33 protein-coding genes are annotated in these 20,435 nt (G+C 65.7%); 2 read left to right on the top strand and 31 right to left on the bottom strand.

The annotated features are described in order from the left end of the window. Positions 1-107: 107 nt before the first annotated feature. Positions 108-602 carry a peptidylprolyl isomerase gene (locus ABD970_RS11625; protein ID WP_345295626.1) on the bottom strand — a complete coding sequence of 165 codons (495 nt, stop codon included), beginning with the start codon at positions 600-602 and terminating at the stop codon, positions 108-110. Between the two features lie 345 nt (positions 603-947). Between ABD970_RS11625 and typA the strand changes: the two genes are divergently transcribed. Beyond that, positions 948-2,777, top strand: coding sequence for a translational GTPase TypA (gene typA / locus ABD970_RS11630; protein ID WP_345295627.1), 1,830 nt, complete (start codon positions 948-950; stop codon positions 2,775-2,777). 267 nt (positions 2,778-3,044) lie between these two features. Continuing rightward, entirely contained in the window at positions 3,045-3,260 is a 216-nt protein-coding gene (locus ABD970_RS12490; RefSeq protein WP_425563104.1) for a DUF2127 domain-containing protein, read from the top strand. 49 nt (positions 3,261-3,309) lie between these two features. Here the strand turns inward: ABD970_RS12490 and ABD970_RS11635 are convergent, their stop codons facing one another. The 30 genes from ABD970_RS11635 to ABD970_RS11780 all read right to left on the bottom strand — a co-directional run. Further along, positions 3,310-4,704 carry a class II 3-deoxy-7-phosphoheptulonate synthase gene (locus ABD970_RS11635; protein ID WP_345295628.1) on the bottom strand — a complete coding sequence of 465 codons (1,395 nt, stop codon included), beginning with the start codon at positions 4,702-4,704 and terminating at the stop codon, positions 3,310-3,312. A 70-nt stretch (positions 4,705-4,774) separates the two neighbouring features. After that, the gene (locus ABD970_RS11640) at positions 4,775-5,281 is read right to left on the bottom strand and encodes a disulfide bond formation protein B (protein WP_345295726.1); all 507 of its coding nucleotides are present in this window, start codon (positions 5,279-5,281) and stop codon (positions 4,775-4,777) included. 114 nt (positions 5,282-5,395) lie between these two features. Further along, a complete protein-coding gene (gene rplQ, locus ABD970_RS11645; protein WP_345295629.1) occupies positions 5,396-5,770 on the bottom strand; it encodes a 50S ribosomal protein L17 in 375 nt (124 codons plus the stop codon). Between the two features lie 99 nt (positions 5,771-5,869). Then, positions 5,870-6,868: a DNA-directed RNA polymerase subunit alpha gene (locus ABD970_RS11650; RefSeq protein WP_345295630.1), complete on the bottom strand. Its 999-nt coding sequence runs from the start codon at positions 6,866-6,868 to the stop codon at positions 5,870-5,872. A 164-nt stretch (positions 6,869-7,032) separates the two neighbouring features. Then, positions 7,033-7,668, bottom strand: coding sequence for a 30S ribosomal protein S4 (gene rpsD / locus ABD970_RS11655; protein WP_345295631.1), 636 nt, complete (start codon positions 7,666-7,668; stop codon positions 7,033-7,035). Between the two features lie 14 nt (positions 7,669-7,682). Then, the gene (gene rpsK / locus ABD970_RS11660) at positions 7,683-8,075 is read right to left on the bottom strand and encodes a 30S ribosomal protein S11 (RefSeq protein WP_345295632.1); all 393 of its coding nucleotides are present in this window, start codon (positions 8,073-8,075) and stop codon (positions 7,683-7,685) included. Between the two features lie 9 nt (positions 8,076-8,084). Next, the gene (rpsM, locus tag ABD970_RS11665) at positions 8,085-8,441 is read right to left on the bottom strand and encodes a 30S ribosomal protein S13 (RefSeq protein ID WP_345295633.1); all 357 of its coding nucleotides are present in this window, start codon (positions 8,439-8,441) and stop codon (positions 8,085-8,087) included. Positions 8,442-8,935: 494 nt separating this feature from the next. Continuing rightward, positions 8,936-10,285 carry a preprotein translocase subunit SecY gene (gene secY / locus ABD970_RS11670; protein WP_345295634.1) on the bottom strand — a complete coding sequence of 450 codons (1,350 nt, stop codon included), beginning with the start codon at positions 10,283-10,285 and terminating at the stop codon, positions 8,936-8,938. Positions 10,286-10,292: 7 nt separating this feature from the next. Further along, positions 10,293-10,742, bottom strand: a complete 450-nt coding sequence (gene rplO, locus ABD970_RS11675) for a 50S ribosomal protein L15 (RefSeq protein WP_345295635.1) — start codon at positions 10,740-10,742, stop codon at positions 10,293-10,295. Positions 10,743-10,746: 4 nt separating this feature from the next. Further along, positions 10,747-10,947 carry a 50S ribosomal protein L30 gene (rpmD, locus tag ABD970_RS11680; RefSeq protein WP_345295636.1) on the bottom strand — a complete coding sequence of 67 codons (201 nt, stop codon included), beginning with the start codon at positions 10,945-10,947 and terminating at the stop codon, positions 10,747-10,749. Then, the gene (gene rpsE, locus ABD970_RS11685) at positions 10,940-11,467 is read right to left on the bottom strand and encodes a 30S ribosomal protein S5 (protein ID WP_345295637.1); all 528 of its coding nucleotides are present in this window, start codon (positions 11,465-11,467) and stop codon (positions 10,940-10,942) included. The genes rpmD and rpsE overlap by 8 nt, the downstream gene beginning before the upstream one ends. 285 nt (positions 11,468-11,752) lie before the next feature. Further along, positions 11,753-12,106 carry a 50S ribosomal protein L18 gene (gene rplR, locus ABD970_RS11690; protein WP_345295638.1) on the bottom strand — a complete coding sequence of 118 codons (354 nt, stop codon included), beginning with the start codon at positions 12,104-12,106 and terminating at the stop codon, positions 11,753-11,755. 42 nt (positions 12,107-12,148) lie between these two features. Continuing rightward, positions 12,149-12,676, bottom strand: a complete 528-nt coding sequence (gene rplF, locus ABD970_RS11695) for a 50S ribosomal protein L6 (protein WP_345295639.1) — start codon at positions 12,674-12,676, stop codon at positions 12,149-12,151. Between the two features lie 13 nt (positions 12,677-12,689). Then, on the bottom strand, positions 12,690-13,085 hold the full coding sequence (rpsH, locus tag ABD970_RS11700; protein WP_345295640.1) for a 30S ribosomal protein S8: 396 nt from the start codon (positions 13,083-13,085) through the stop codon (positions 12,690-12,692). A gap of 98 nt (positions 13,086-13,183) precedes the next feature. Further along, complete coding sequence (gene rpsN, locus ABD970_RS11705) at positions 13,184-13,489, bottom strand: 30S ribosomal protein S14 (RefSeq protein WP_345295641.1); 306 nt, start codon at positions 13,487-13,489, stop codon at positions 13,184-13,186. A 19-nt stretch (positions 13,490-13,508) separates the two neighbouring features. Continuing rightward, positions 13,509-14,045, bottom strand: a complete 537-nt coding sequence (gene rplE / locus ABD970_RS11710) for a 50S ribosomal protein L5 (RefSeq protein ID WP_345295642.1) — start codon at positions 14,043-14,045, stop codon at positions 13,509-13,511. Positions 14,046-14,075: 30 nt separating this feature from the next. Further along, on the bottom strand, positions 14,076-14,384 hold the full coding sequence (rplX, locus tag ABD970_RS11715) for a 50S ribosomal protein L24 (RefSeq protein WP_345295643.1): 309 nt from the start codon (positions 14,382-14,384) through the stop codon (positions 14,076-14,078). A 15-nt stretch (positions 14,385-14,399) separates the two neighbouring features. Then, positions 14,400-14,768: a 50S ribosomal protein L14 gene (gene rplN / locus ABD970_RS11720; RefSeq protein ID WP_345295644.1), complete on the bottom strand. Its 369-nt coding sequence runs from the start codon at positions 14,766-14,768 to the stop codon at positions 14,400-14,402. A gap of 15 nt (positions 14,769-14,783) precedes the next feature. After that, positions 14,784-15,050, bottom strand: a complete 267-nt coding sequence (gene rpsQ / locus ABD970_RS11725) for a 30S ribosomal protein S17 (protein ID WP_345295645.1) — start codon at positions 15,048-15,050, stop codon at positions 14,784-14,786. 12 nt (positions 15,051-15,062) lie between these two features. Beyond that, positions 15,063-15,245 (bottom strand): 50S ribosomal protein L29, encoded by a 183-nt coding sequence (gene rpmC / locus ABD970_RS11730; protein ID WP_345295646.1) that lies wholly within the window; start codon positions 15,243-15,245, stop codon positions 15,063-15,065. Continuing rightward, a complete protein-coding gene (gene rplP, locus ABD970_RS11735) occupies positions 15,245-15,658 on the bottom strand; it encodes a 50S ribosomal protein L16 (RefSeq protein WP_345295647.1) in 414 nt (137 codons plus the stop codon). The genes rpmC and rplP overlap by 1 nt, the downstream gene beginning before the upstream one ends. A gap of 3 nt (positions 15,659-15,661) precedes the next feature. Next, positions 15,662-16,399, bottom strand: a complete 738-nt coding sequence (rpsC, locus tag ABD970_RS11740; RefSeq protein WP_345295648.1) for a 30S ribosomal protein S3 — start codon at positions 16,397-16,399, stop codon at positions 15,662-15,664. A gap of 3 nt (positions 16,400-16,402) precedes the next feature. Continuing rightward, positions 16,403-16,750, bottom strand: coding sequence for a 50S ribosomal protein L22 (rplV, locus tag ABD970_RS11745; protein ID WP_345295649.1), 348 nt, complete (start codon positions 16,748-16,750; stop codon positions 16,403-16,405). A gap of 13 nt (positions 16,751-16,763) precedes the next feature. Continuing rightward, on the bottom strand, positions 16,764-17,033 hold the full coding sequence (rpsS, locus tag ABD970_RS11750) for a 30S ribosomal protein S19 (RefSeq protein WP_345295650.1): 270 nt from the start codon (positions 17,031-17,033) through the stop codon (positions 16,764-16,766). 6 nt (positions 17,034-17,039) lie between these two features. Further along, on the bottom strand, positions 17,040-17,867 hold the full coding sequence (rplB, locus tag ABD970_RS11755; RefSeq protein ID WP_345295651.1) for a 50S ribosomal protein L2: 828 nt from the start codon (positions 17,865-17,867) through the stop codon (positions 17,040-17,042). A 43-nt stretch (positions 17,868-17,910) separates the two neighbouring features. Further along, the gene (rplW, locus tag ABD970_RS11760; RefSeq protein WP_345295727.1) at positions 17,911-18,210 is read right to left on the bottom strand and encodes a 50S ribosomal protein L23; all 300 of its coding nucleotides are present in this window, start codon (positions 18,208-18,210) and stop codon (positions 17,911-17,913) included. An 8-nt stretch (positions 18,211-18,218) separates the two neighbouring features. Continuing rightward, positions 18,219-18,839 (bottom strand): 50S ribosomal protein L4, encoded by a 621-nt coding sequence (gene rplD / locus ABD970_RS11765; RefSeq protein ID WP_345295652.1) that lies wholly within the window; start codon positions 18,837-18,839, stop codon positions 18,219-18,221. A gap of 13 nt (positions 18,840-18,852) precedes the next feature. Beyond that, positions 18,853-19,506: a 50S ribosomal protein L3 gene (gene rplC / locus ABD970_RS11770; RefSeq protein WP_345295653.1), complete on the bottom strand. Its 654-nt coding sequence runs from the start codon at positions 19,504-19,506 to the stop codon at positions 18,853-18,855. A gap of 10 nt (positions 19,507-19,516) precedes the next feature. After that, the gene (gene rpsJ / locus ABD970_RS11775) at positions 19,517-19,828 is read right to left on the bottom strand and encodes a 30S ribosomal protein S10 (RefSeq protein ID WP_010341589.1); all 312 of its coding nucleotides are present in this window, start codon (positions 19,826-19,828) and stop codon (positions 19,517-19,519) included. A 482-nt stretch (positions 19,829-20,310) separates the two neighbouring features. Beyond that, positions 20,311-20,435: EF-Tu C-terminal domain-related protein (locus ABD970_RS11780; protein WP_486346772.1), on the bottom strand; the 125-nt coding region annotated here is incomplete at its 5' end.

A 20,435-nucleotide genomic window follows, 5' to 3' on the forward strand; every position in this document is an offset into this window, starting at 1 on the left:
CCTCGGGGAGTGGGCGAGCGGGCCGTGCAGGCGCGCTGCAGCAGCCCGCAATTTTAGCATGGCGGGCCGGCGCCCTCCCCCGCTCGGGGATGGGCGCCGGAACCGGATCAGGCAGCTATCACCTTGTTCCATTCGGCCACGCGATCGGCCTTCGCGGCCAGCGCGGCATCGGCATCGCCTTCGATCTTCACCGCCTTGATCGCGTCCCCCTGCTTGACCGCGTCGACCACCTCCAGTCCGTCGACGACCTTGCCGAACACGGTGTGCTTCCCGTCCAGCCAGGGCGTGGCCACGTGCGTGATGAAGAACTGGCTGCCGTTGGTATTCGGCCCGGCATTGGCCATCGACAGCACGCCCCGCTCGTGGCGGACGCCGTTGTCGGTCTCGTCCTCGAACTTGTACCCGGGGCCGCCCGTGCCCGAGCCCTGCGGGCATCCGCCCTGGACCATGAAATCGGGGATGACGCGATGGAAGTTGAGGCCGTCGTAGAAACCGCGCCGGGCGAGGTTGACGAAGTTGGCTACCGTCAGCGGGGCCTTCTCGGGATACAGCTCGACCTTGATCGGGCCGCGGTCGGTATCGAACAGGGCATGCAGGGACATGAGGTTTCCTTGATTGGTCCGGGAGGGGTCGGGGATTGGTTTGAGGCTGGTTCGAAGAAGCGGTGGAGCAAGTCGTCGGGGCCGACGCTGAACGGCGGCGGGCCTTAGCCAGTGACCACGGGGACACGAGCCGGCCGGGGATCCGGGCCACCGTAGCCCAACGCACCGCCTGGTGGTGGACCGGGCAGATCCGGCGTCCTCCTTCGGACCGTTGCGCGGCCGGGGTCACGGTTCAGGTCCTGGCGGTTTGTCCGGGTTCCGGGGCCGCCGACCGACTATAATACCCGGCTCCCTTCCCTACCCTGCCTGCGCGGCTCCACGGCGCCCTTCCGCATGTCCAATCCCATGTCCATCGAACACCTCCGCAACATCGCCATCGTCGCCCACGTCGACCACGGCAAGACCACCCTGGTCGACTGCCTGCTGAAGCAATCGGGCACGTTCAGCGATCGCGCGGTCATCGCCGAACGGGTGATGGACAGCAACGACCAGGAAAAGGAACGCGGCATCACCATCCTGTCTAAGAACACGGCCATCAATTGGCAGGGCAACCGCATCAACATCGTCGACACCCCCGGCCACGCCGACTTCGGCGGAGAGGTCGAGCGCGTGCTGTCGATGGTCGATTCCGTGCTGATCCTGGTCGATGCCATGGACGGCCCCATGCCGCAGACGCGCTTCGTCACCCAGAAGGCGTTCGCGATGGGCTTCAAGCCGATCGTCGTCGTCAACAAGATCGACCGCCCGGGCGCCCGACCGGACTGGGTCATCGACCAGGTGTTCGACCTGTTCGACAAGCTCGGCGCCACCAACGAGCAACTCGATTTCCCGATCGTCTACGCATCTGCGCTGCACGGATACGCCAGCCTGGACGACAGCGCCCGCGAGGGCGACATGACCCCGCTCTACGAAGCGATCATGAAGCACGTGTCGCCGCCGGACGTGGACCGCGACGGCGCCTTCCAGATGCGCGTCAGCCAACTCGACTACAGCAACTTCGTCGGCTTGATCGGCGTGGGCCGCATCCAGCGCGGCAAGGTCCGCACCAACATGCCGGTCAGCGTCGTCGACCGGGAGGGCAAGAAGCGTCAGGGCAAAGTGTTGCAGGTGCTGGGCTTCCTCGGGCTGGAGCGGATCGAGGTGGAAGAAGCCGTGGCGGGGGACATCGTCGCAATTTCCGGCGTATCGGATCTCAGCATCTCGGACACCATCTGCGCGCTCGACACGCCCGAGGCGCTGCCCGCCCTGACGGTGGACGAGCCCACGATCAGCATGACCTTCCAGGTCAACAACTCGCCGTTCGCCGGCAGCAAGGAACACAGCGGCGGCAAGTTCATCACCAGTCGCCAGCTGCGCGAGCGGCTGGAACGCGAGGTCCTGCACAACGTCGCGCTGAAGGTGGAGGAAGGCTCCGACCCGGACAAGTTCCTGGTCTCGGGTCGTGGCGAACTCCACCTGTCGGTGCTGATCGAGACCATGCGCCGTGAAGGCTTCGAACTGGCGGTGTCGCGCCCCGAGGTCATCATCAAGGAGATCGACGGCCAGCTGATGGAGCCGATCGAACAGCTGGTGGTCGACGTCGAGGACCAGCACCAGGGCGGCGTCATGGAGAAGCTCGGCACCCGCAAGGCCCAGCTGCAGAACATGGAGTCCGACGGCAAGGGGCGCGTGCGCCTGGACTACATGATCCCGGCGCGGGGCCTAATCGGATTCCAGAACGAATTCCGCACGCTGACCCAGGGCTCCGGGCTCCTGTTCCACGTCTTCGACCATTACGGCCCGAAGGAAACCGGCGCGATCGCCAAGCGATCCAATGGCGTCATGATCGCCAACGCCGCCGGCACCACGCCCGCCTATTCGCTCGGGCCGCTGGAGGATCGCGGCAAGCTGTTCGCCGCCGAAGGCGACAACGTCTACGAGGGCCAGCTGGTCGGCATCCACTCCAAGGACAACGACCTCACGGTCAACGTGATCAAGCCCAAGCCGCTGACCAACGTGCGCGCCTCGGGCAAGGACGACGCGATCAAGCTGACGCCGGCGATCAAGTACACGCTGGAACAGGCGCTGGATTTCATCGAGGACGATGAACTGGTCGAGGTGACGCCAAAGGAAATCCGCCTGCGCAAGAAGTTCCTGACGGAGAGCGATCGCAAGCGCGCCTCCCGCGCGGCCTGATCCATCCGTCGGCACCTCGGGCGGAAGGTCCGGGCGGCTAGTTCCAGGCCCCGCAGGCACCACGCATCCGCAGTGCGCCGGCTGCACACGCGCACCGCGGCCTGCATTTCATAGCCATAGTGGCGATCAAGGGCGCATTGGCGAGCATCGCCGCCAGCGACGTGGAATCGATCTGACCGTTGGCGCGGCAGCGATGCATGCAGGCACTGATCGAGCGTTTCCAGTTCGAACCGCGGCCCCGCTGGGCTCGCCTGGTCGCTGGATGCGATCAATCCCGGCTCGATCCACAGGGCTGCCGCCGTCTTCTTCGTCGCCCATGGCCTGCCGCATCTAGTCGGAGCCTGGGGCGATTGGCGCGCCAGGGCCTGGCCGTCCTGGCTTGGCTGCAGCGCGGTCTGGATCGACCTGCCGTTCGAAGCACACGCTGTCGCGGCGCACCCAGATGCCTGTCTTCCGCAGTGCCGTCGAGCAACGCGATCGTGACCTGCAACCTGGCGTGCGACATCGCCAGGTGCAGCGACTGACGGCCTTCTCAGGTCGCCGCCGGCGCCGCCAGCTGTGCCTGCTTGCGCACGATCGACATCGCGATCTCCAGCGCCTGCTCGTAGTTCAGCCGCGGATCGACCGTGGACCTGTAGGCGCGCTCCAGGTCGGTGTCGGTCAATTCGCGCGCGCCGCCGGTGCATTCGGTGACGTCTTCGCCCGTCAGTTCCAGGTGCACGCCACCCAGCCGGGTGCCTGCCGCCGCGTGCAGCTCGAACGCCTGCTCGATCTCGCTGCGGATGTTGTCGAAGCGCCGGGTCTTGTAGCCGTTGCTGGTCGACTCGGTGTTGCCGTGCATGGGGTCGCATATCCACAGCACGCGCCGGCCCTCGCGCCTGATCGCGTCCAGCAGCGGCGGCAGTGCCCCGGACACGTGCGCGGCACCCATGCGATGGACCAGCGTCATCCGACCGGGTTCATCGTCCGGATTCAGCATGTCGACCAGCCGGAGCACCTCGTCCGGCTTGGCGGAAGGACCGATCTTGACCGCGACGGGATTGCGGATGCCGCGGAAATACTCCGCATGCGCGCCCTCCGGCGCCGCCGTGCGCATGCCGATCCACGGGAAATGGGTGCTCAGGTTGAACCAGCCCCATTGCCGCGGAACCTGGCGCGTCAGCGCCTCTTCGTAAGGAAGCAGAAGCGCTTCGTGCGCCGTGTAGAAATCGACCCGGTTGAGGTTGTGCACCTCGGAGCCGGAGAGCGTCTCCATGAACCGGACCGCGTCGCCGATGCCCGCGACCATGCGGTGGTATTCGTCAGCCAGCGGCGAGTGCGTGACCCAGCCCAGGTCCCAGTACTCGGGGTGGTGGAGGTCGGCGAATCCGCCATCGATCAAAGAGCGGACGAAGTTCATGGTCATCGCGGAGCGTGCATGCGCCTTGACCATGCGGCGCGGATCGGGGATCCGGGCTTCGGGGGTGAACTCGGGGCCGTTGACCATGTCGCCGCGGTAACTCGGCAGCGTGCAGCCATCGCGCGTTTCGGTGTCTGCGGAGCGAGGCTTGGCGTACTGGCCAGCGAAGCGCCCGACGCGCACGACCGGCAGACGCATGCCATGCACCAGCACCAGGCTCATTTGCAGCAGGACCTTGAGCCGGTTCGAGATCAGTTCCGAGCTGCAGTCGCTGAAGCTCTCGGCGCAATCGCCGCCCTGCAACACGAAGCGCTGGCCCTCCTGGGCCTCGGCCAGCTGCTGCTTGAGTGCCAGGATTTCCCAGGACGTCACCAGCGGAGGGAGCGCCTGAAGCTCATGCTGCACGCCCGCAAGCGCATCGGCATCCGGATAGACCGGCAACTGCAGCGCCTTGCGCGCGCGCCAGCTGTCCGGCCGCCAGTCGGTCGGCAGGGACACTCGTCGCGGGGAGGCGTCGTGCTTGTGCATGGTCGTTTGTTGGCTCGTGTCGCGAGCACCCATCATCGGCCGGATGACTGCCCGCCGCAATGAAAAGGGTTCAGCTCGTCCGGCGGCCGCGGAATCCGGCGTGCAGCGCGAGTCCGCCAAGCACCACGAACCAGATGAGGCTCCAGGCAGGCATCGACAGGCCCAGGAACGTCCAGTCGATGTTGCCGCAATCGCCGCTGCCGGTCAGCACGCGACGGATGACGTTTGTCGTCGACATGGTTTCGCGCATGAACTCCAGCGGCGGCCCGCAACCCGGGATCGGCGGAGGATTGAGCTGCAGCCACACGTGGCGGCCCGCGATTCCCATGCCGACGGCGGCCGCAACGAACGCGAGAATTCCGTAGAGCCGACGGCCCGTCGCTCCCCGCGGCGCATGCAATCCCGCGACCAGGAACACGACCGCGAGCGCGGCGAAGGCGAGTCGCTGGAAGATGCACAACGGGCACGGCTCCAGGCCCATCTGCAACTGGGTGTAGACCGCGAAGCCGAGCAAGCCGGCGCAGGCCAGAAAGCCGGCCAGGCATTGCTCGCGGAACGTCCATTGCAGCGGGTTGATCGTCATCGTTGGACCTGGGTTCCGGACCCGGTGTGTGCTTCGCCGGGCAACCGGCGGCTACCATAGCAAAACCCCGGCACGGGGCCGGGGTCTTGGCTGACAGGGTTGGCTGGGTTACTCCGCCGCCGCTTCCGGACGGTCGACAAGCTCGACGTATGCCATTGGCGCATTGTCGCCGTCGCGGAAACCGCACTTGAGGATGCGCAGGTAGCCACCCGGTCGCTCGCGGTAACGCGGACCCAGCTCGACGAACAGCTTGCCCACCGCCTCCTTGTCGCGCAGGCGCGAGAAGGCAAGGCGGCGGTTGGCGACGCCGTCACGCTTGGACATGGTGATCAGCGGCTCGGCGACCCGGCGCAATTCCTTGGCCTTGGGCAGCGTGGTCTTGATCAGCCCGTGCTTGAACAGCGACGCGGCCATGTTGCTGAACATGGCGGCGCGGTGGGCGCTGGTGCGGCTGAATTTGCGTCCTGATTTCTGGTGGCGCATGACTACATCCTCGTTGGTTGGCGCTTTGCGCCTTCTTGCTTCGCGTAGGTTCGGCTGGTCCCAGCCGCTCGCGGCGGACCGCCGCGCCTACACGGGTTCTTATCCGAGCATTCCGTGCGAGGAAACCCCGGCCGGCGGCCAGTTCTCCAGCTTCATGCCGAGGGCAAGGCCGCGCTGGGCCAGCACTTCCTTGATCTCGGTGAGCGACTTCTTGCCCAGGTTCGGCGTCTTGAGCAGCTCGACCTCGGTCTTCTGGATCAGGTCGCCGATGTAGTAGATGCTCTCCGCCTTGAGGCAGTTGGCCGAGCGCACGGTCAGTTCGAGGTCGTCGATCGGACGCAGCAGCACCGGGTCGACGCCGGCGGCTGCGGGCTTGGACGCACCGCGATCGCGATGGGTGAAGTCGCCGAACACGCTGAGCTGGTCGGTGAGGATGTCGGCGGCGGTGCGCACGGCTTCCTCGGCATCGATTGTGCCGTTGGTCTCGATGTCGAGCACCAGCTTGTCCAGGTCGGTGCGCTGCTCGACGCGCGCAGCGTCGACTTCATAGGCCACGCGGCGAACCGGCGAGAACGAAGCGTCCAGCATCAGCCGGCCGATGGCATGCGTTTCCTCGTCGGGGTGGCGTCGGGCGGCGGCGGGCTGGTAGCCGAAACCGCGCTCGATCTTCAGGCGCATGCTGATCGAAGCCTCCTTGGTCAGGTGGCAGATCACATGCTCGCCGTTGAGGATCTCGACGTTGTGGTCGGTCTTGATGTCGGCGGCCGTGACAACGCCCGGGCCGGACTTGTCGAGGGTCAGCGTCGAGCTGTCCCCGGTCCCCATGCGGATGGCGACGTCCTTGAGGTTGAGCAACACTTCCAGCACATCTTCCTGCAGGCCCTCGATGGTGCTGTACTCGTGCAGCACGCCATCGATCTCGACCTCGGTGATCGCATAGCCCGGGATCGACGACAGCAGCACCCGGCGCAAGGCGTTGCCGAGGGTATGGCCGTAGCCGCGCTCGAGCGGCTCGATCACGACCTTGGCGCGATTGCCCGCGAGGCGTTCGATCTGGGGGCCGCGCGGACGCAGCACTTGGTTGGCGGTAACCGTCATTGTGAAGCTTCTCCTGCAAATACCGCCGCGAACGGATCGGGGCGGTTTGAGCTTTTGGAGCCCCCTTGGGTCAGGGGGCGGCCGATTCGATCACGAGCCGGCCAGGGTTGTGGGGGTATGCCTCATGCATCCGAAGCGGCAGGCCGTCTGGGCCCGCCGAATCATCACTTGGAATACAACTCGACGATCAGTGCTTCGTTGATGTCAGTGGGCAGGTCGGCGCGTTCCGGGACCGTCTTGAAAACGCCGCTGAACTGCTTGGCGTCGACTTCCACCCACGAGGGGGAGAGGTCCATGGTCGAGGAGACGTTCAGCGCCTCGGAGACACGAAGCTGCTTTTGCGCCTTCTCGGACAATGCGATCGCATCGCCGGCCTTGACCTGGTAGGACGGCAGGTTGACGCGCTGTCCGTTGACGGTCACGCCACGGTGCGACACCAGCTGGCGCGCGGCCGGGCGGGTGACCGCGAAGCCCATGCGGTAGACGACGTTGTCCAGCCGCGTCTCGAGGAGCTGGAGCAGGTTCTCGCCGGTGTTGCCCTTCTTGGTCGAGGCCTTCTTGTAGTAATTGCGGAACTGGCGCTCGAGGAGGCCGTAGATGCGCTTGACCTTCTGCTTCTCGCGCAGCTGGACCGCGTAGTCCGACAGCTTGCTGCGGCGAGCGCCGGTGCCGGCGCCGTGCTGGCCGGGTTTCTGCTCGAGCTTGCACTTGGAATCAAGCGCCCGCGTCGGGCTCTTGAGCGACAGGTCTGCGCCTTCGCGGCGGGCGAGCTTGCAGGTGGGACCGATATAACGAGCCATCTCTTCTCAGCTCCTCAGACGCGACGCTTTTTGGGGGGGCGACAACCGTTGTGCGGAATCGGCGTCACGTCGATGATGTTGGTGATCTTGTAGCCGACGTTGTTGAGCGAACGAACGGCCGATTCGCGCCCGGGGCCCGGGCCCTTGATGCGCACTTCCAGCGACTTCACGCCGTAGTCGAGCGCGGCCTTGCCGGCCTTCTCGGCGGCGACCTGGGCCGCGAACGGGGTCGACTTGCGCGAGCCGCGGAAGCCCGCGCCACCGGAAGTCGCCCACGAGAGCGCATTGCCCTGGCGGTCGGTGATGGTGATGATCGTGTTGTTGAACGAAGCGTGGACGTGCGCGATGCCATCGGTAATGACGCGCTTGATCTTCTTCTTCGGTTTGGCGGCTGCCGGCTTGGCCATGACTGTTCCTTACTTCCTGATGGCTTTGCGCGGACCCTTGCGGGTACGGGCGTTGGTGCGCGTGCGCTGGCCGCGCAGCGGCAGGCCGCGGCGATGGCGCAGGCCGCGGTAGCAGGCCAGGTCCATCAGGCGCTTGATGGCCATGCCGACTTCGCGGCGGAGGTCGCCTTCGACGGCGAACTTGCCGACCTCGGCGCGCAGCGCCTCGACTTCCGGCTCCGACAGGTCGCGGATCTTCGTCGAGGAATCGACGCCGGCCGACTCGCAGACCTGCTTCGAACGGGTACGGCCGATGCCGTAGATGCTTTGTAGCCCGACCCAGACGTGCTTCTGGGCAGGCAGGTTCACACCTGCAATACGCGCCATGCGCGGATCTCCAAACTGGTTGCGGCCGGACAGCGTCCGGCACGGGGCACTTTGATCAAGTGAACTGGAAATTCTAACAGGGTCTCGGGTTGACAGGAAGCCCTTGGCCGCCTTGGCGACCCTGGACCCGGCATGGGGAGTGTGCCCATGCTCCGGCGACGGGGCCCCGCAGGCCGGACGCCCGGAAATCCGGGGTTCGGCCGCCCGGCGCTACTCTGGCGTCGGGACTGGCGGGGACCCACCCGCGCACGAGACCGCTGCGCGAGTCGCCCATTTGCCGCCTCCGCTTCCAGCCACGGGGTCGGCTCTTGATTTCGCGGCCCCTTCCATGGCCGCCGATGCGGGCTTCTCCCTGCCCGGCCCGGCGCTCCTGCCGGGTTGCCGGGTACGAGATCAACGCCTTCGTACCCGATGGATCGCTTCCTCCCTGCCCGGCGCCGCACGCTGCGGACAGCCTGGCCAGGTTCGTGCATGCACCTGCCGGTCGCTCCGGACTACCGTGCCCGCGTCCCGCCCTTCAGGTTGGCCTTCTTCAACAGGCTCTCGTACTGGTGGGACATTAGGTGCGACTGGATCTGGGCGATGAAGTCCATCACCACCACGACGACGATCAGCAGCGAGGTGCCACCGAAGTAGAACGAGGCATTCAGCTCGGTGCGCATGAACTCCGGCAACAGGCAGACGAGCACCAGGTAGGCGGCACCCGCGGCAGTCAGCCGCGTCAGCACGCCGTCGACGTAATCGGCCGTGGCCTTGCCCGGACGGATGCCCGGGATCAGGGCACCGGATTTCTTCAGGTTGTCCGCGGTCTCCTGCGAGTTGAAGACCAGCGCGGTGTAGAAGAACGCGAACCCGGCGATCAACGACGCGTACAGGATGAGGTAAAGCGGCTCGCCGGGAGAAAGGGCCTGGCTCAGGCGCTGTAGCCAGTTCGCGGAGCCGGCCTGCGCGAACCACGTCGAGGCGGTGGCCGGGAACATGATGATCGAGGACGCGAAGATCGCGGGGATCACGCCGGCCATGTTGAGCTTGAGCGGCAGGAAAGAGCTTTGGTTCATGTACGCACTACGGCCACCCTGCCGCCGCGCGTAGTTGACCGTGATGCGCCGTTGCCCACGCTCGACGAACACCACGAAATAGGTGAAGGCGAGCACGATGACCCCGATCAGGATCACCGAGATCGTGCTCATGTCGCCGTTGCGCGCCGCCTCCAGGGTGCTGATCACGGCGCCCGGCAGGCCCGCGACGATGCCGGCGAAGATGATTAGCGACACACCGTTGCCAACGCCGCGCTCGGTCACCTGTTCGCCCAGCCATACCAGGAACATCGTGCCCGCGGTCAGTGCCACCACGGCCGTGAGGACGAAGCCGACCCCGGGTGCATAGACCACCGGGATGCCGTTGTTGGCGCCGGAACTCTGCAGCGCCACCGCGATTCCGGCGGCCTGGAAGATGGCCAGCGGGATCGCACCGATGCGGGACCACTGCGTGACGCGGCGGCGCCCCGATTCGCCTTCCTTCTGGATCGCCTTCAGGCTGGGCACGATCTGCACCAGCAGCTGGATGATGATCGAGGCGGAGATGTACGGGATGACGTTGAGCGCGAACAGGCTGAAGCGCGACAAGGCACCGCCGGAGAACATGTTGAACATGTCCACGATCGTGCCTTCCTGCTGCTCCATCAGCTGCAGCATGGCTTCCGGGTTCACCCCGGGGACCGGGATGAAGCTGCCGAAGCGGTAGACCAGCAAGGCACCGAGCACGAACAGCAGCCGCTGCCTCAACTCGGTGAACTTGCCGAGCCCTGCACCGATCCCGCCCATGGCCTGTCCGCTACGCGCCATGCCTGGCTTACTCCCCTGCCTCGTCGGACTCGACCTTGCCGCCGGCCGCTTCGATCGCGGCACGGGCGCCGGCCGTGGCCAACAGGCCCTTGAGCACCAGCTTCTTGCTGATTTCGCCCTTCTTCACGATCTTCGCGCGCTTGGCCTTGCTCGGTACGAGCTTGGCTTCACGCAGCGTGGCGAAGCTGACTTCGCCGTCGAGCTTCTCGAGCTGGTACAGCATGACTTCGGCGGTATCGTCCTTGAGCTTGGATCGGAAACCGACCTTCGGCAGGCGCTTGCGCAGCGGCATCTGGCCGCCTTCGAAGCCGGCCTTGATCTTGCCCTTGCCGGAGCGCGCGAACGAACCCTTGTGGCCGCGGCCCGCGGTCTTGCCCAGGCCCGATCCGATGCCGCGTCCGACGCGCTTGCGATCCTGCCTCGCGCCATCCGCAGGCTTGAGTGTGTTGAGCTTCATTCGATTACTCCTCGACCCGGACCAGGTAATGGACCGTGTTGATCAGGCCGCGCACCTGCGGGCTGTCCTTCAGTTCACGGACGTCGTTGAGCTTGCTCAATCCGAGCGCACGCACCGACAACCGGTGGCGCGCCTGCGAACCACGCAGGCCCTTGACCAGGCGCACCTTGACGGTGCCGCCTTCCTTGACTTCCTTCTTAGCCATGATGGATGTCCTCGACCTTCTTGCCGCGCTTGGAGGCGATGCTGGCAGGCGAGTGCATCGCCTCCAGGCCCTTGACCGTGGCGCGGACCAGGTTGATGGGATTGCGCGAGCCGACCGCCTTGGCCAGCACGTCCTTGACGCCGACGGCTTCGAGCACGGCGCGCATCGCGCCGCCTGCAATCACGCCGGTGCCCTCGGACGCGGGCTGCATGAACACGTTGGCCGCCCCATGGCGCGACTTGACCACGTGCCACAAGGTGCCATTGTTAAGTTCGACGCTGCGCATGTCGCGGCGCGCGTACTCCATCGACTTCTGGATCGCGACCGGCACTTCGCGCGCCTTGCCGTAGCCGAAGCCGACCTTGCCGTTGCCATCGCCCACCACCGACAGCGCGGTGAAGGTGAACTGGCGACCGCCCTTGACGGTCTTGCTGACGCGGTTGACCGCGATCAGCTTCTCGACCATGCCGTCGTCGATCTCTTCGCGGTTGCGCCCGCGGGGTCCTCTGTCGTCTGCCATCTCGATTGCCTCAGGTTTCGTTGAAGGATGTACGGCTGGCTGCCGCTTGTTGTTGTGGTCTGACTGCGGTGGACCGCCGGACCGCGCACAAGGCGGAGGGCGTCCGATGCAAACCGCATCGGCGGATCGGGCAATGCATTGGGGCGAGCCCGCAGCATTCAAGCAATGGCACGGGGATGTGCCGTCCCCGACTCAAGCACACCGTGCTCGGGGCGGGGCGCGAGTCCGGCGCTGCCGGCTTCGCGGGGCCAGGCTCGCCCCTGACGGGGCAAGCGAGGCGACGAATCAGAACTCCAGGCCACCCTCGCGCGCGGCATCGGCCAGGGCCTTGATGCGACCGTGGTAGCGATAGCCGGAGCGGTCGAAGGCGATCTTGTCGATGCCGGCCGCCTTGGCCTTCTCGGCGATGACGCGGCCGACCTTGATCGCGGCTTCGGTGTTCTTGCCGCTCTTCAGGCCCTCGCGCACGTCGGACTGTGTGGTGCTGGCGGCGGCCAGGACCTTGGAACCGTCGGCGCTGAACAGCTGGGCGTACACGTGCTGGCCGGTGCGCAGCACCGACAGCCTCGGCATGCCGAGGTCGCGGATGCGCGAGCGTGTGGACTTGGCGCGGCGGAGACGGGCGATTTTCTTCTTCATGCTCTTGTCCTCGAAAGCTGAAAGCGCTGCAATCCCGAGGGATTACGCCTTCTTGGCTTCCTTGCGAATGATGTTCTCACCGGCGTACTTCACGCCCTTGCCCTTGTAGGGCTCGGGTGGGCGGAAGCCCCGGATCTTTGCGGCGACTTCGCCGACGCGCTGCTTGTCGGCCCCGCTGACCAGGACTTCGGTCTGGGTCGGGGTGCTGACGGTGATGCCTTCGGGCACCTTGAACAGCACCGGGTGCGAAAAGCCCAGCGACAGATTCAGGTCCTTGCCCTGCATCGCGGCGCGATAGCCGACGCCGACCAGCTCGAGCTTGCGCTCGAAGCCCTCGGTCACGCCGTGGACCATGTTGGCGATGATGGCGCGCAACGTGCCTGTCAGCGGGATCAGGGTGTCGTCGTTGGCCGAAAGCAGCGCGGTGCCGTCTTCGATGCGGACTTCGATGCCTTCCGGCTTGTCGATCGACAGGGTGCCCTTCGGGCCCTTGACGCTGACATTGGTCGGCTGGATGTTCAGGTCCACGCCCTTGGGCAGGGCGATGGGCTTCTTGGCAACTCGGGACATGTCTGCTCCTCCCTCAGGCCACGAAGCACAGGACTTCGCCGCCGACGCCCTGATGGCGCGCCTGCGAGTCGGTCATGATGCCCTTCGAGGTGGAAATGATGGCGATGCCCAGGCCGTTGAGGACCCTGGGAAGTTCGTCCTTGCCGCGGTAATGGCGCAACCCGGAGCGCGAAACGCGCTTCAGCCGCTCGATGACCGGTCGGCCCTCGTGGTACTTCAGCTCGATCTCGAGCTCGGCCTTGGCGCCGTTCTCGGTCACGTGCGAGCCGAGGATGTAGCCCTCGTCCTGCAGCACCTTGGCGATCGCCACCTTGGTCTTGGAGGACGGCATCTTCACCGTCGGCTTGCCGACCGCGGCCGCATTCCTGATGCGGACCAGCATGTCGGCGATTGGATCAGTCATGCTCATTGAATGTCACCTCTGAGTGCACCGATATCCGCTTGCGCGAAAATCTTGGGGTCGGGGCCCGGCCTTCGGCGGCAGGTCCCCGGTGGAGTGGGAAGGCGCTACCAGCTCGCCTTGCGCAGGCCCGGGACGTCGCCGCGCATGGTCGCTTCGCGCAGCTTGTTGCGGCCCAGGCCGAACTTCTTGTACACCGCGCGCGGACGGCCGGTCAGGGCGCAACGCGTGGTCATGCGCGACGCCGAGGAGTCGCGCGGCAGCTTCTGCAGCTTGACCGCGGCATCCATCTTCTCGTCGTAGCTGGATTCGGCGCTGGTGATGATCTTCTTCAGCGCGGCGCGCTTGTCGGCGTGCTTCTTCACCAGCTTGGCCCGCTTGATCTCGCGGTTCACCATCGATGTCTTGGCCATGGTTCTAGTGTCCTCGTGATCAGCGGAACGGAAAGCGGAAGGCTTCGAGCAGTGCCTTGGCTTCCTCGTTGGTCTTCGCGTTGGTGGTGATGGCGATGTCCATGCCGCGCACGGCGTCGACCTGGTCGTAGTCGATCTCCGGGAAGATGATCTGCTCCTTGACGCCCATGTTGTAGTTGCCGCGGCCGTCGAAGGATCGCGCCGAGACGCCGCGGAAGTCGCGCACGCGCGGCAGTGAGACGTTGATGAGGCGATCCAGGAACTCGTACATCTTCGCCCGGCGCAAGGTCACCTTGCAGCCGATCGGCCAGCCATCGCGGATCTTGAACGAGGCCACGGAAACGCGCGACTTGGTGATTTGCGGCTTCTGGCCGGAAATCTTCGCCATGTCGTCGACCGCGTTCTCCAGGATCTTCTTGTTCGTCGCGGCCTCGCCCACGCCCATGTTCAGCGTGATCTTGGTCACCCGCGGCACCTGCATCGGATTGGTGTAGCCGAACTGCTTCATCAGCTTCGGCACCACTTCTTCCTTGTAGAAATTTTCAAGTCTGCTCATGTCTGCTTCCTCAGGCGTCACTCTGCCTGATTAGATGGCCTCTCCACTCGAGCGGAACACGCGCAACCGCCGTCCATCCTCGAGCACCTTGGTTCCGACGCGCTCGCCCTTGCCGGAGGCAGGGTTGAACAGCATCACGTTGGACGCATGGATCGGCGCCTCGCGCTCGATCACGCCGCCAGGCTGGTTGGCCTGGGGGTTCGGCTTGGTGTGGCGCTTGACGATGTTGATGTTGGACACCACGACCTTGTCGCCGACGACGCGCACGACCTCGCCCTGCTTGCCCTTGTCCTTGCCGGCGGTGACGATCACCTGGTCACCCTTCTTGATGCGATTCATTGAACTCTCCTTCGCTCAAAGCACTTCGGGCGCGAGCGAGACGATCTTCATGAACTTCTCGGAACGCAGCTCCCGGGTCACTGGCCCGAAGATGCGCGTGCCGATCGGCTCGTGCTTGGTGTTGAGCAGGACCGCGGCGTTTCCGTCGAAACGGATCAGCGAGCCGTCGTTGCGGCGCACGCCCTTGCGGGTGCGGACCACGACCGCGTCGTAGACCTCGCCCTTCTTGACCTTGCCGCGCGGGATCGCATCCTTGATCGACACCTTGATGATGTCGCCGATGTGGGCGTAGCGGCGCTTGGAGCCGCCGAGCACCTTGATGCACATGACTTCCTTGGCACCCGAGTTGTCGGCGACGTCGAGGTGGCTCTGCATCTGGATCATGGGTTCAGCCTCCTCTTATTCGGCCGCGCGGGCGACGATCTCGGCCACGCGCCAGTTCTTGGTCTTGGACATCGGCGCGCACTCGACCACGCGCACCTGGTCGCCTTCGTTGCAGGCGTTCTCGGCGTCGTGTGCGTGGAGCTTGGTCGAGCGGCGGATGTACTTGCCGTACAGCGCGTGCTTGACCTGGCGCTCGACGAGCACGGTGACGGTCTTGTCCATCTTGTTGCTGACGACGCGGCCTTCGACCGTGCGCAGCTTCTTGTCTGTGTTGTCGTTCATGTCGACCATTCCTTACTTCGCACCCAGCAGGGTGTTGACGCGCGCGATCTCGCGGCGCACCCGGCGGATGTCATGGGACTTGGCAAGCTGCCCGGTCGCTTTCTGCATGCGCAGGGAAAATGTTTCCTTGTGCAGCTCGACCAGGTGCGCCTGCAGCTCTTCGGCCGACTTCTCGCGGAGTTGTTTGAGTTCCATCAGCGCACCGTCCGGGTCACGAAAGTAGTGGTCACCGAGAGCTTGGCGGCGGCAAGGCGGAAGGCCTCGCGCGCGGTCGCCTCGTCCACGCCCTCGATCTCGTAGATCATGCGGCCCGGCTGGATCTGCGCGACCCAGAACTCGACGTTGCCCTTGCCGGAGCCCATGCGGACTTCGATCGGCTTCTTGGTGATCGGCTTGTCGGGGAACACGCGGATCCACATCTTGCCGCCGCGCTTGACGTAGCGGCTGATCGAGCGGCGGGCCGCCTCGATCTGGCGCGCGGTGATCTGCCCGGTCTGCGTGGCCTTCAGGCCGTACTCGCCGAAACTCACGGTGTTGCCGCTCCACGCCAGGCCGTCGTTGCGGCCCTTGTGCATCTTTCGGTACTTGGTTCGCTTGGGTTGCAACATGACTCAGTCCCTCGCCTCGTTGCGGTCGCGTCGCGGCCCGCGCGGGCGCTCGCGGTCACCGCGGTCGCCGCCACGTGGCGCGTCGTCCTTCTTCTCCTGGCCGACCTGCGAGAAATCGAAGATCTCGCCCTTGTACACCCAGGTCTTGATGCCGATGATCCCGTAGGTCGTCTTGGCTTCGGCGAAGCCGTAGTCCACGTCGGCGCGGAGCGTGTGCAGCGGCACCCTGCCTTCGCGGTACCACTCCGACCGCGCGATTTCCGCGCCGTTGAGGCGGCCGGCCACGTTGACCTTGATGCCCAGCGCACCCAGGCGCATCGCGTTTCCGACGGCGCGCTTCATCGCACGGCGGAACATGATGCGGCGCTCGAGCTGCTGCGCGATGCTTTCGGCAACCAGCTGCGCGTCGAGCTCGGGCTTGCGGACCTCGGTGACGTTGATGTGCGCGGGGACGCCCATCAGGTCGGAGACTTCCTTGCGCAGCTTGTCGATATCCTCGCCACGCTTGCCGATCACCACGCCCGGGCGGGCGGTGTGGATCGTGACGCGCGCGGTCTTGGCCGGGCGCTCGATCAGGATCTTGCTGATCCCGGCCGAGGCCAGCTTCTTGCGCAGCATCTCGCGGACGCGCAGGTCGGCGACGAGGTAGTCGGCGTAATCCTTCTTGCCGGCGTACCACTTCGAGTTCCAGTCCTTGGAGATGCCGAGACGGATGCCAGTCGGGTGAACTTTATGGCCCATAACTTATTTGCCCTCGCCCACGACCACGGTGATGTGGCTCGTACGCTTAAGAATCCTGGTGCCGCGGCCCTTGGCCCGCGCCATGAAACGCTTCAGGGTCGGACCTTCGTCGACCATGATCGTCTTGACCTTCAGCTCGTCGACGTCCGCGCCCTGGTTGTTCTCGGCGTTCGCGATCGCCGACTCCACGACCTTGCGGATCATGTGCGCGGCCTTCTTGTCCGAGAACTTCAGCAGGTTCACGGCGCGCTCCGCGCTCAGCCCGCGGACCTGGTCCGCGACCAGACGGGCCTTCTGCGGCGAGATGCGGGCGGTGCGCAGCACGGCCCTGGCGCCATTGTCGTTGTTCATGGTCGTCATCTCCTTACCTGCCAGCCTTCTTGTCGCCGCCATGGCCCTTGAACGTGCGGGTCAGCGCGAACTCGCCCAGCTTGTGGCCGACCATGTTCTCGTTGACCAGCACTGGGACGTGGTTGCGGCCGTTGTGCACGGCGATCGTGTAACCCACCATCTCGGGCAGGATCATCGAGCGACGCGACCAGGTCTTGATCGGCCGCTTGGTGTTGCCCGCCGCTTCCACCTTCTTGATCAGGTGGTGGTCGACGAAGGGACCCTTCTTCAGTGAACGTGCCATGCTCGGTTATCTCCTGCGATCGCGCACGATGAATTGCTGCGTCCGCTTGTTCTTGCGGGTCTTGTAGCCCTTGGTCGGCACGCCCCACGGGGTCACCGGATGCGGGTTGCCCTGGCCGGCCTTCGCTTCGCCACCGCCGTGCGGATGGTCGACCGGGTTCATGGCCGCGCCGCGGACGGTCGGCTTGATGCCGCGCCAGCGCTTGGCACCGGCCTTGCCGAGCTTCTCCAGGCTGTGCTCGACGTTGCCGACCTCGCCGATGGTGGCGCGGCACTCCGACGGCACGCGGCGCATCTCGCCGGAGCGCAGGCGCAGCGTCGAGTAGACGCCCTCGCGCGCGACCAGCTGCACGCCGGCGCCGGCGGCGCGCGCGATCTGCGCGCCCTTGCCCGGCTTCATCTCGATGCAGTGCACCGTCGATCCGACCGGGATGTTGCGCAGCGGCAGGGTGTTGCCGGTCTTGATCGGCGCATCGGTTCCCGCGATCACCTGGTCGCCGGCCTTCAGGCCCTTGGGCGCGATGATGTAGCGGCGCTCGCCGTCGATGTAGACCAGCAGCGCGATGTGCGCGGTGCGGTTGGGGTCGTATTCGATCCGCTCCACGCGCGCCGGGATGCCTTCCTTGTCGCGCTTGAAGTCGATGATGCGGTAGTGCTGCTTGTGGCCGCCACCGATGTGGCGCGTGGTGATCCGGCCGTGGTGGTTGCGGCCGCCCGTCCTGCTCTGGGGCTCGAGCAGCGGCGCATGCGGCGCACCCTTGTGCAGGTCCGGCGTGACCACGCGGACCGCCGAACGGCGGCCTGCGGAGGTTGGCTTGAATTTCATCAATGGCATGGGATGGGTCCTTTTATTGGAGTTCCGACAAGTCGAAACCCCGTCAGGCCTTGGCGTTCATGACGTCGATCGTCTGGCCATCGGCCAGCTTCACGTAGGCCTTGCGCCAGTCGCCGCGACTGCCCTGGCGATTGCGGAAGGCCTTGTTCTTGCCCTTCACGTTCACCACGTTCACCGTCTCGACCTTGACGTCGAAGATCTTCTCGACGGCGGTCTTGATGTCGGCCTTGGTGGCCGACCTGGCGACTTCGAAGGCGTACTGGTTGGAGAGCTCCTGCAGGCGCGCGGTCTTCTCCGAGACGCGCGGTGCACGGATCACGCTGTAGAGCTTGGCGCTGTTCATTTCGGTGCTCATGCCAGCCACTCCTCGATCTTCTTCATCGCGTCGGTGGTGACCAGGACGCTGTCGGCGCCGACCAGGGACACCGGGTCCAGGCCCTGGACGTCGCGCACCTCAACGTAGGGCAGGTTGCGCGCCGACAGGTACAGGTGCTCGGAGGCCTCTTCGGTGACGATCAACGGGCGCTTGCCCAGGTCGAAATCCTTGAGCTTGCCGGCCAACGCGCTGGTCTTGGTCTGGTCGACATCGAACGCATCGACGACCTTCAGGCGCCCCTGGCGGTTGAGCTCGGACAGGATCGCCGACATCGCCGCGCGGTACATCTTGCGGTTGATCTTCTGCTCGAAGCTGCGCGGCTTGGCCGCGAAGGTGACGCCACCGCCGACGAAGATCGGCGCGGTGAGCGCACCGTGGCGGGCGCCGCCGCCCTTCTGCTTCTTCGACTTCTTGGTGGTGCCGTTGACTTCCGAGCGCGTCTTCTGCGCCTTGGTGCCGGCGCGGCCCGCGTTGCGATAGGCCACGACGACCTGGTGCACGAGGTCGCGGCTGAATTCGCGGCCGAACACGGCATCCGACACGGAGATCGTGTCCTTGCCGGCCTTGCCGTCTTTGCTGGTGATGGCGAGTTCCATCGTCGTCTCTCCCTTATGCCTTGCTCGTCGGACGGACGATCACGTCGCCGCCCGGCGCACCCGGCACCGCGCCCTTGACCGCGATCAAGCCGCGCTCGGCGTCGACCCGGACCACTTCGAGGTTCTGCGTGCTCTGGCGCACCGCACCCATGTGCCCGGACATCTTCTTGCCCGGGAACACGCGGCCCGGCGTCTGCCGCTGGCCGATCGAGCCAGGCGAGCGATGCGACAAGGAGTTGCCGTGCGTCGCGTCGCCCATCTTGAAGTTCCAGCGCTTGATCGTGCCCTGGAAGCCCTTGCCCTTGGTCACGCCCTGGACGTCGACGATCTGGCCGGCCTCGAAGATGTCGGCCTTGATCTCGCCGCCGATCTCGAAGTCGCCGATCTTGTCGTCGGCCACGCGCAGCTCCCACAGGCCGCGGCCCGCCTCGACCTTGGCCTTAGCCAAGTGTCCGGCCTCGGGCTTGTTGACCAGCGAGGCGCGACGGGTCCCGACGGTGACCTGCACGGCGCTGTAGCCATCGGTCTCGGGGGTCTTGATCTGGGTGATGCGGTTGGGGGTCGCCTCGATCAGGGTCACCGGGATGGACTGGCCATCTTCGGTGAACACCCGGCTCATCCCGGCCTTGCGACCGACGATGCCCAACGAATATTTCTTCGCGGTCATGATCCGGTCCTCAGGTCAGTTTGATCTGGACGTCGACGCCAGCCGCGAGCTCGAGCTTCATCAGCGCGTCCACGGTCTTGTCGTTGGGGTCGACGATGTCGAGCACGCGCTTGTGCGTGCGGGTCTCGTACTGGTCGCGCGCGTCCTTGTCGACGTGCGGCGAGACGAGGATTGTGTAGCGTTCGATCTTGGTCGGCAGCGGGATCGGGCCGCGCACCTGCGCGCCGGTCCGCTTGGCCGTTTCGACGATCTCGCTGGCCGAACGGTCGATCAGCCTGTGATCGAACGCTTTCAGCCGGATCCGGATCTTTTGGTCCGCCATGACGGAGATTCCTTCGTTGAAAGAGCGACAGGCTTCGTGGCTGGGTGCACGAAACCCCGTGTAATCAATGACTTGCCGGGGAAAGAGCTCCACCCCGGTAGTTTCCCTGCAAATGACGCTGTACCTGGATCCGTCCCTTCCAGAAACGCGGCAGGCCGGTCACCCGGCCCGCCCAGACGGAAACTGCAAACGCGCCGAAAGGCCCCGTCGATGTGTCCCGAACTATCTTTCGGAACGGACGGGGCGCTGCCGCGCGACATTTCCCTGTCTGGCGAAGACGAGGTGCATCCTGCCCCTCATTTCGCGTTTCGCGGCCGTCCCGGAAGGGTCGACCGCGGTGAGCCGCACATTCTAGCCGGGCCGGCCGGGTCAGCGCAAGCGCTGATTGCCCGGAACCCGCTATTGACGCTCCTGGCGCGGGCCACCCTGTGGGTGGCCAAACGGCAGGGTTGCCCGGAAGCCCTTGGGCAGCCGGAAATCCCTTACTTGGTGATCTTGGACACCACGCCGGCGCCGACCGTGCGGCCGCCCTCGCGGATCGCGAAGCGCAGGCCCTCGTCCATCGCCACCGGGTTGATCAGGCTCACCTTCATCTTCACGTTGTCGC

The sequence above is a fragment of the Luteimonas vadosa genome, assembly GCF_039543545.1.
In the GTDB taxonomy this organism is placed as follows: domain Bacteria; phylum Pseudomonadota; class Gammaproteobacteria; order Xanthomonadales; family Xanthomonadaceae; genus Luteimonas; species Luteimonas vadosa.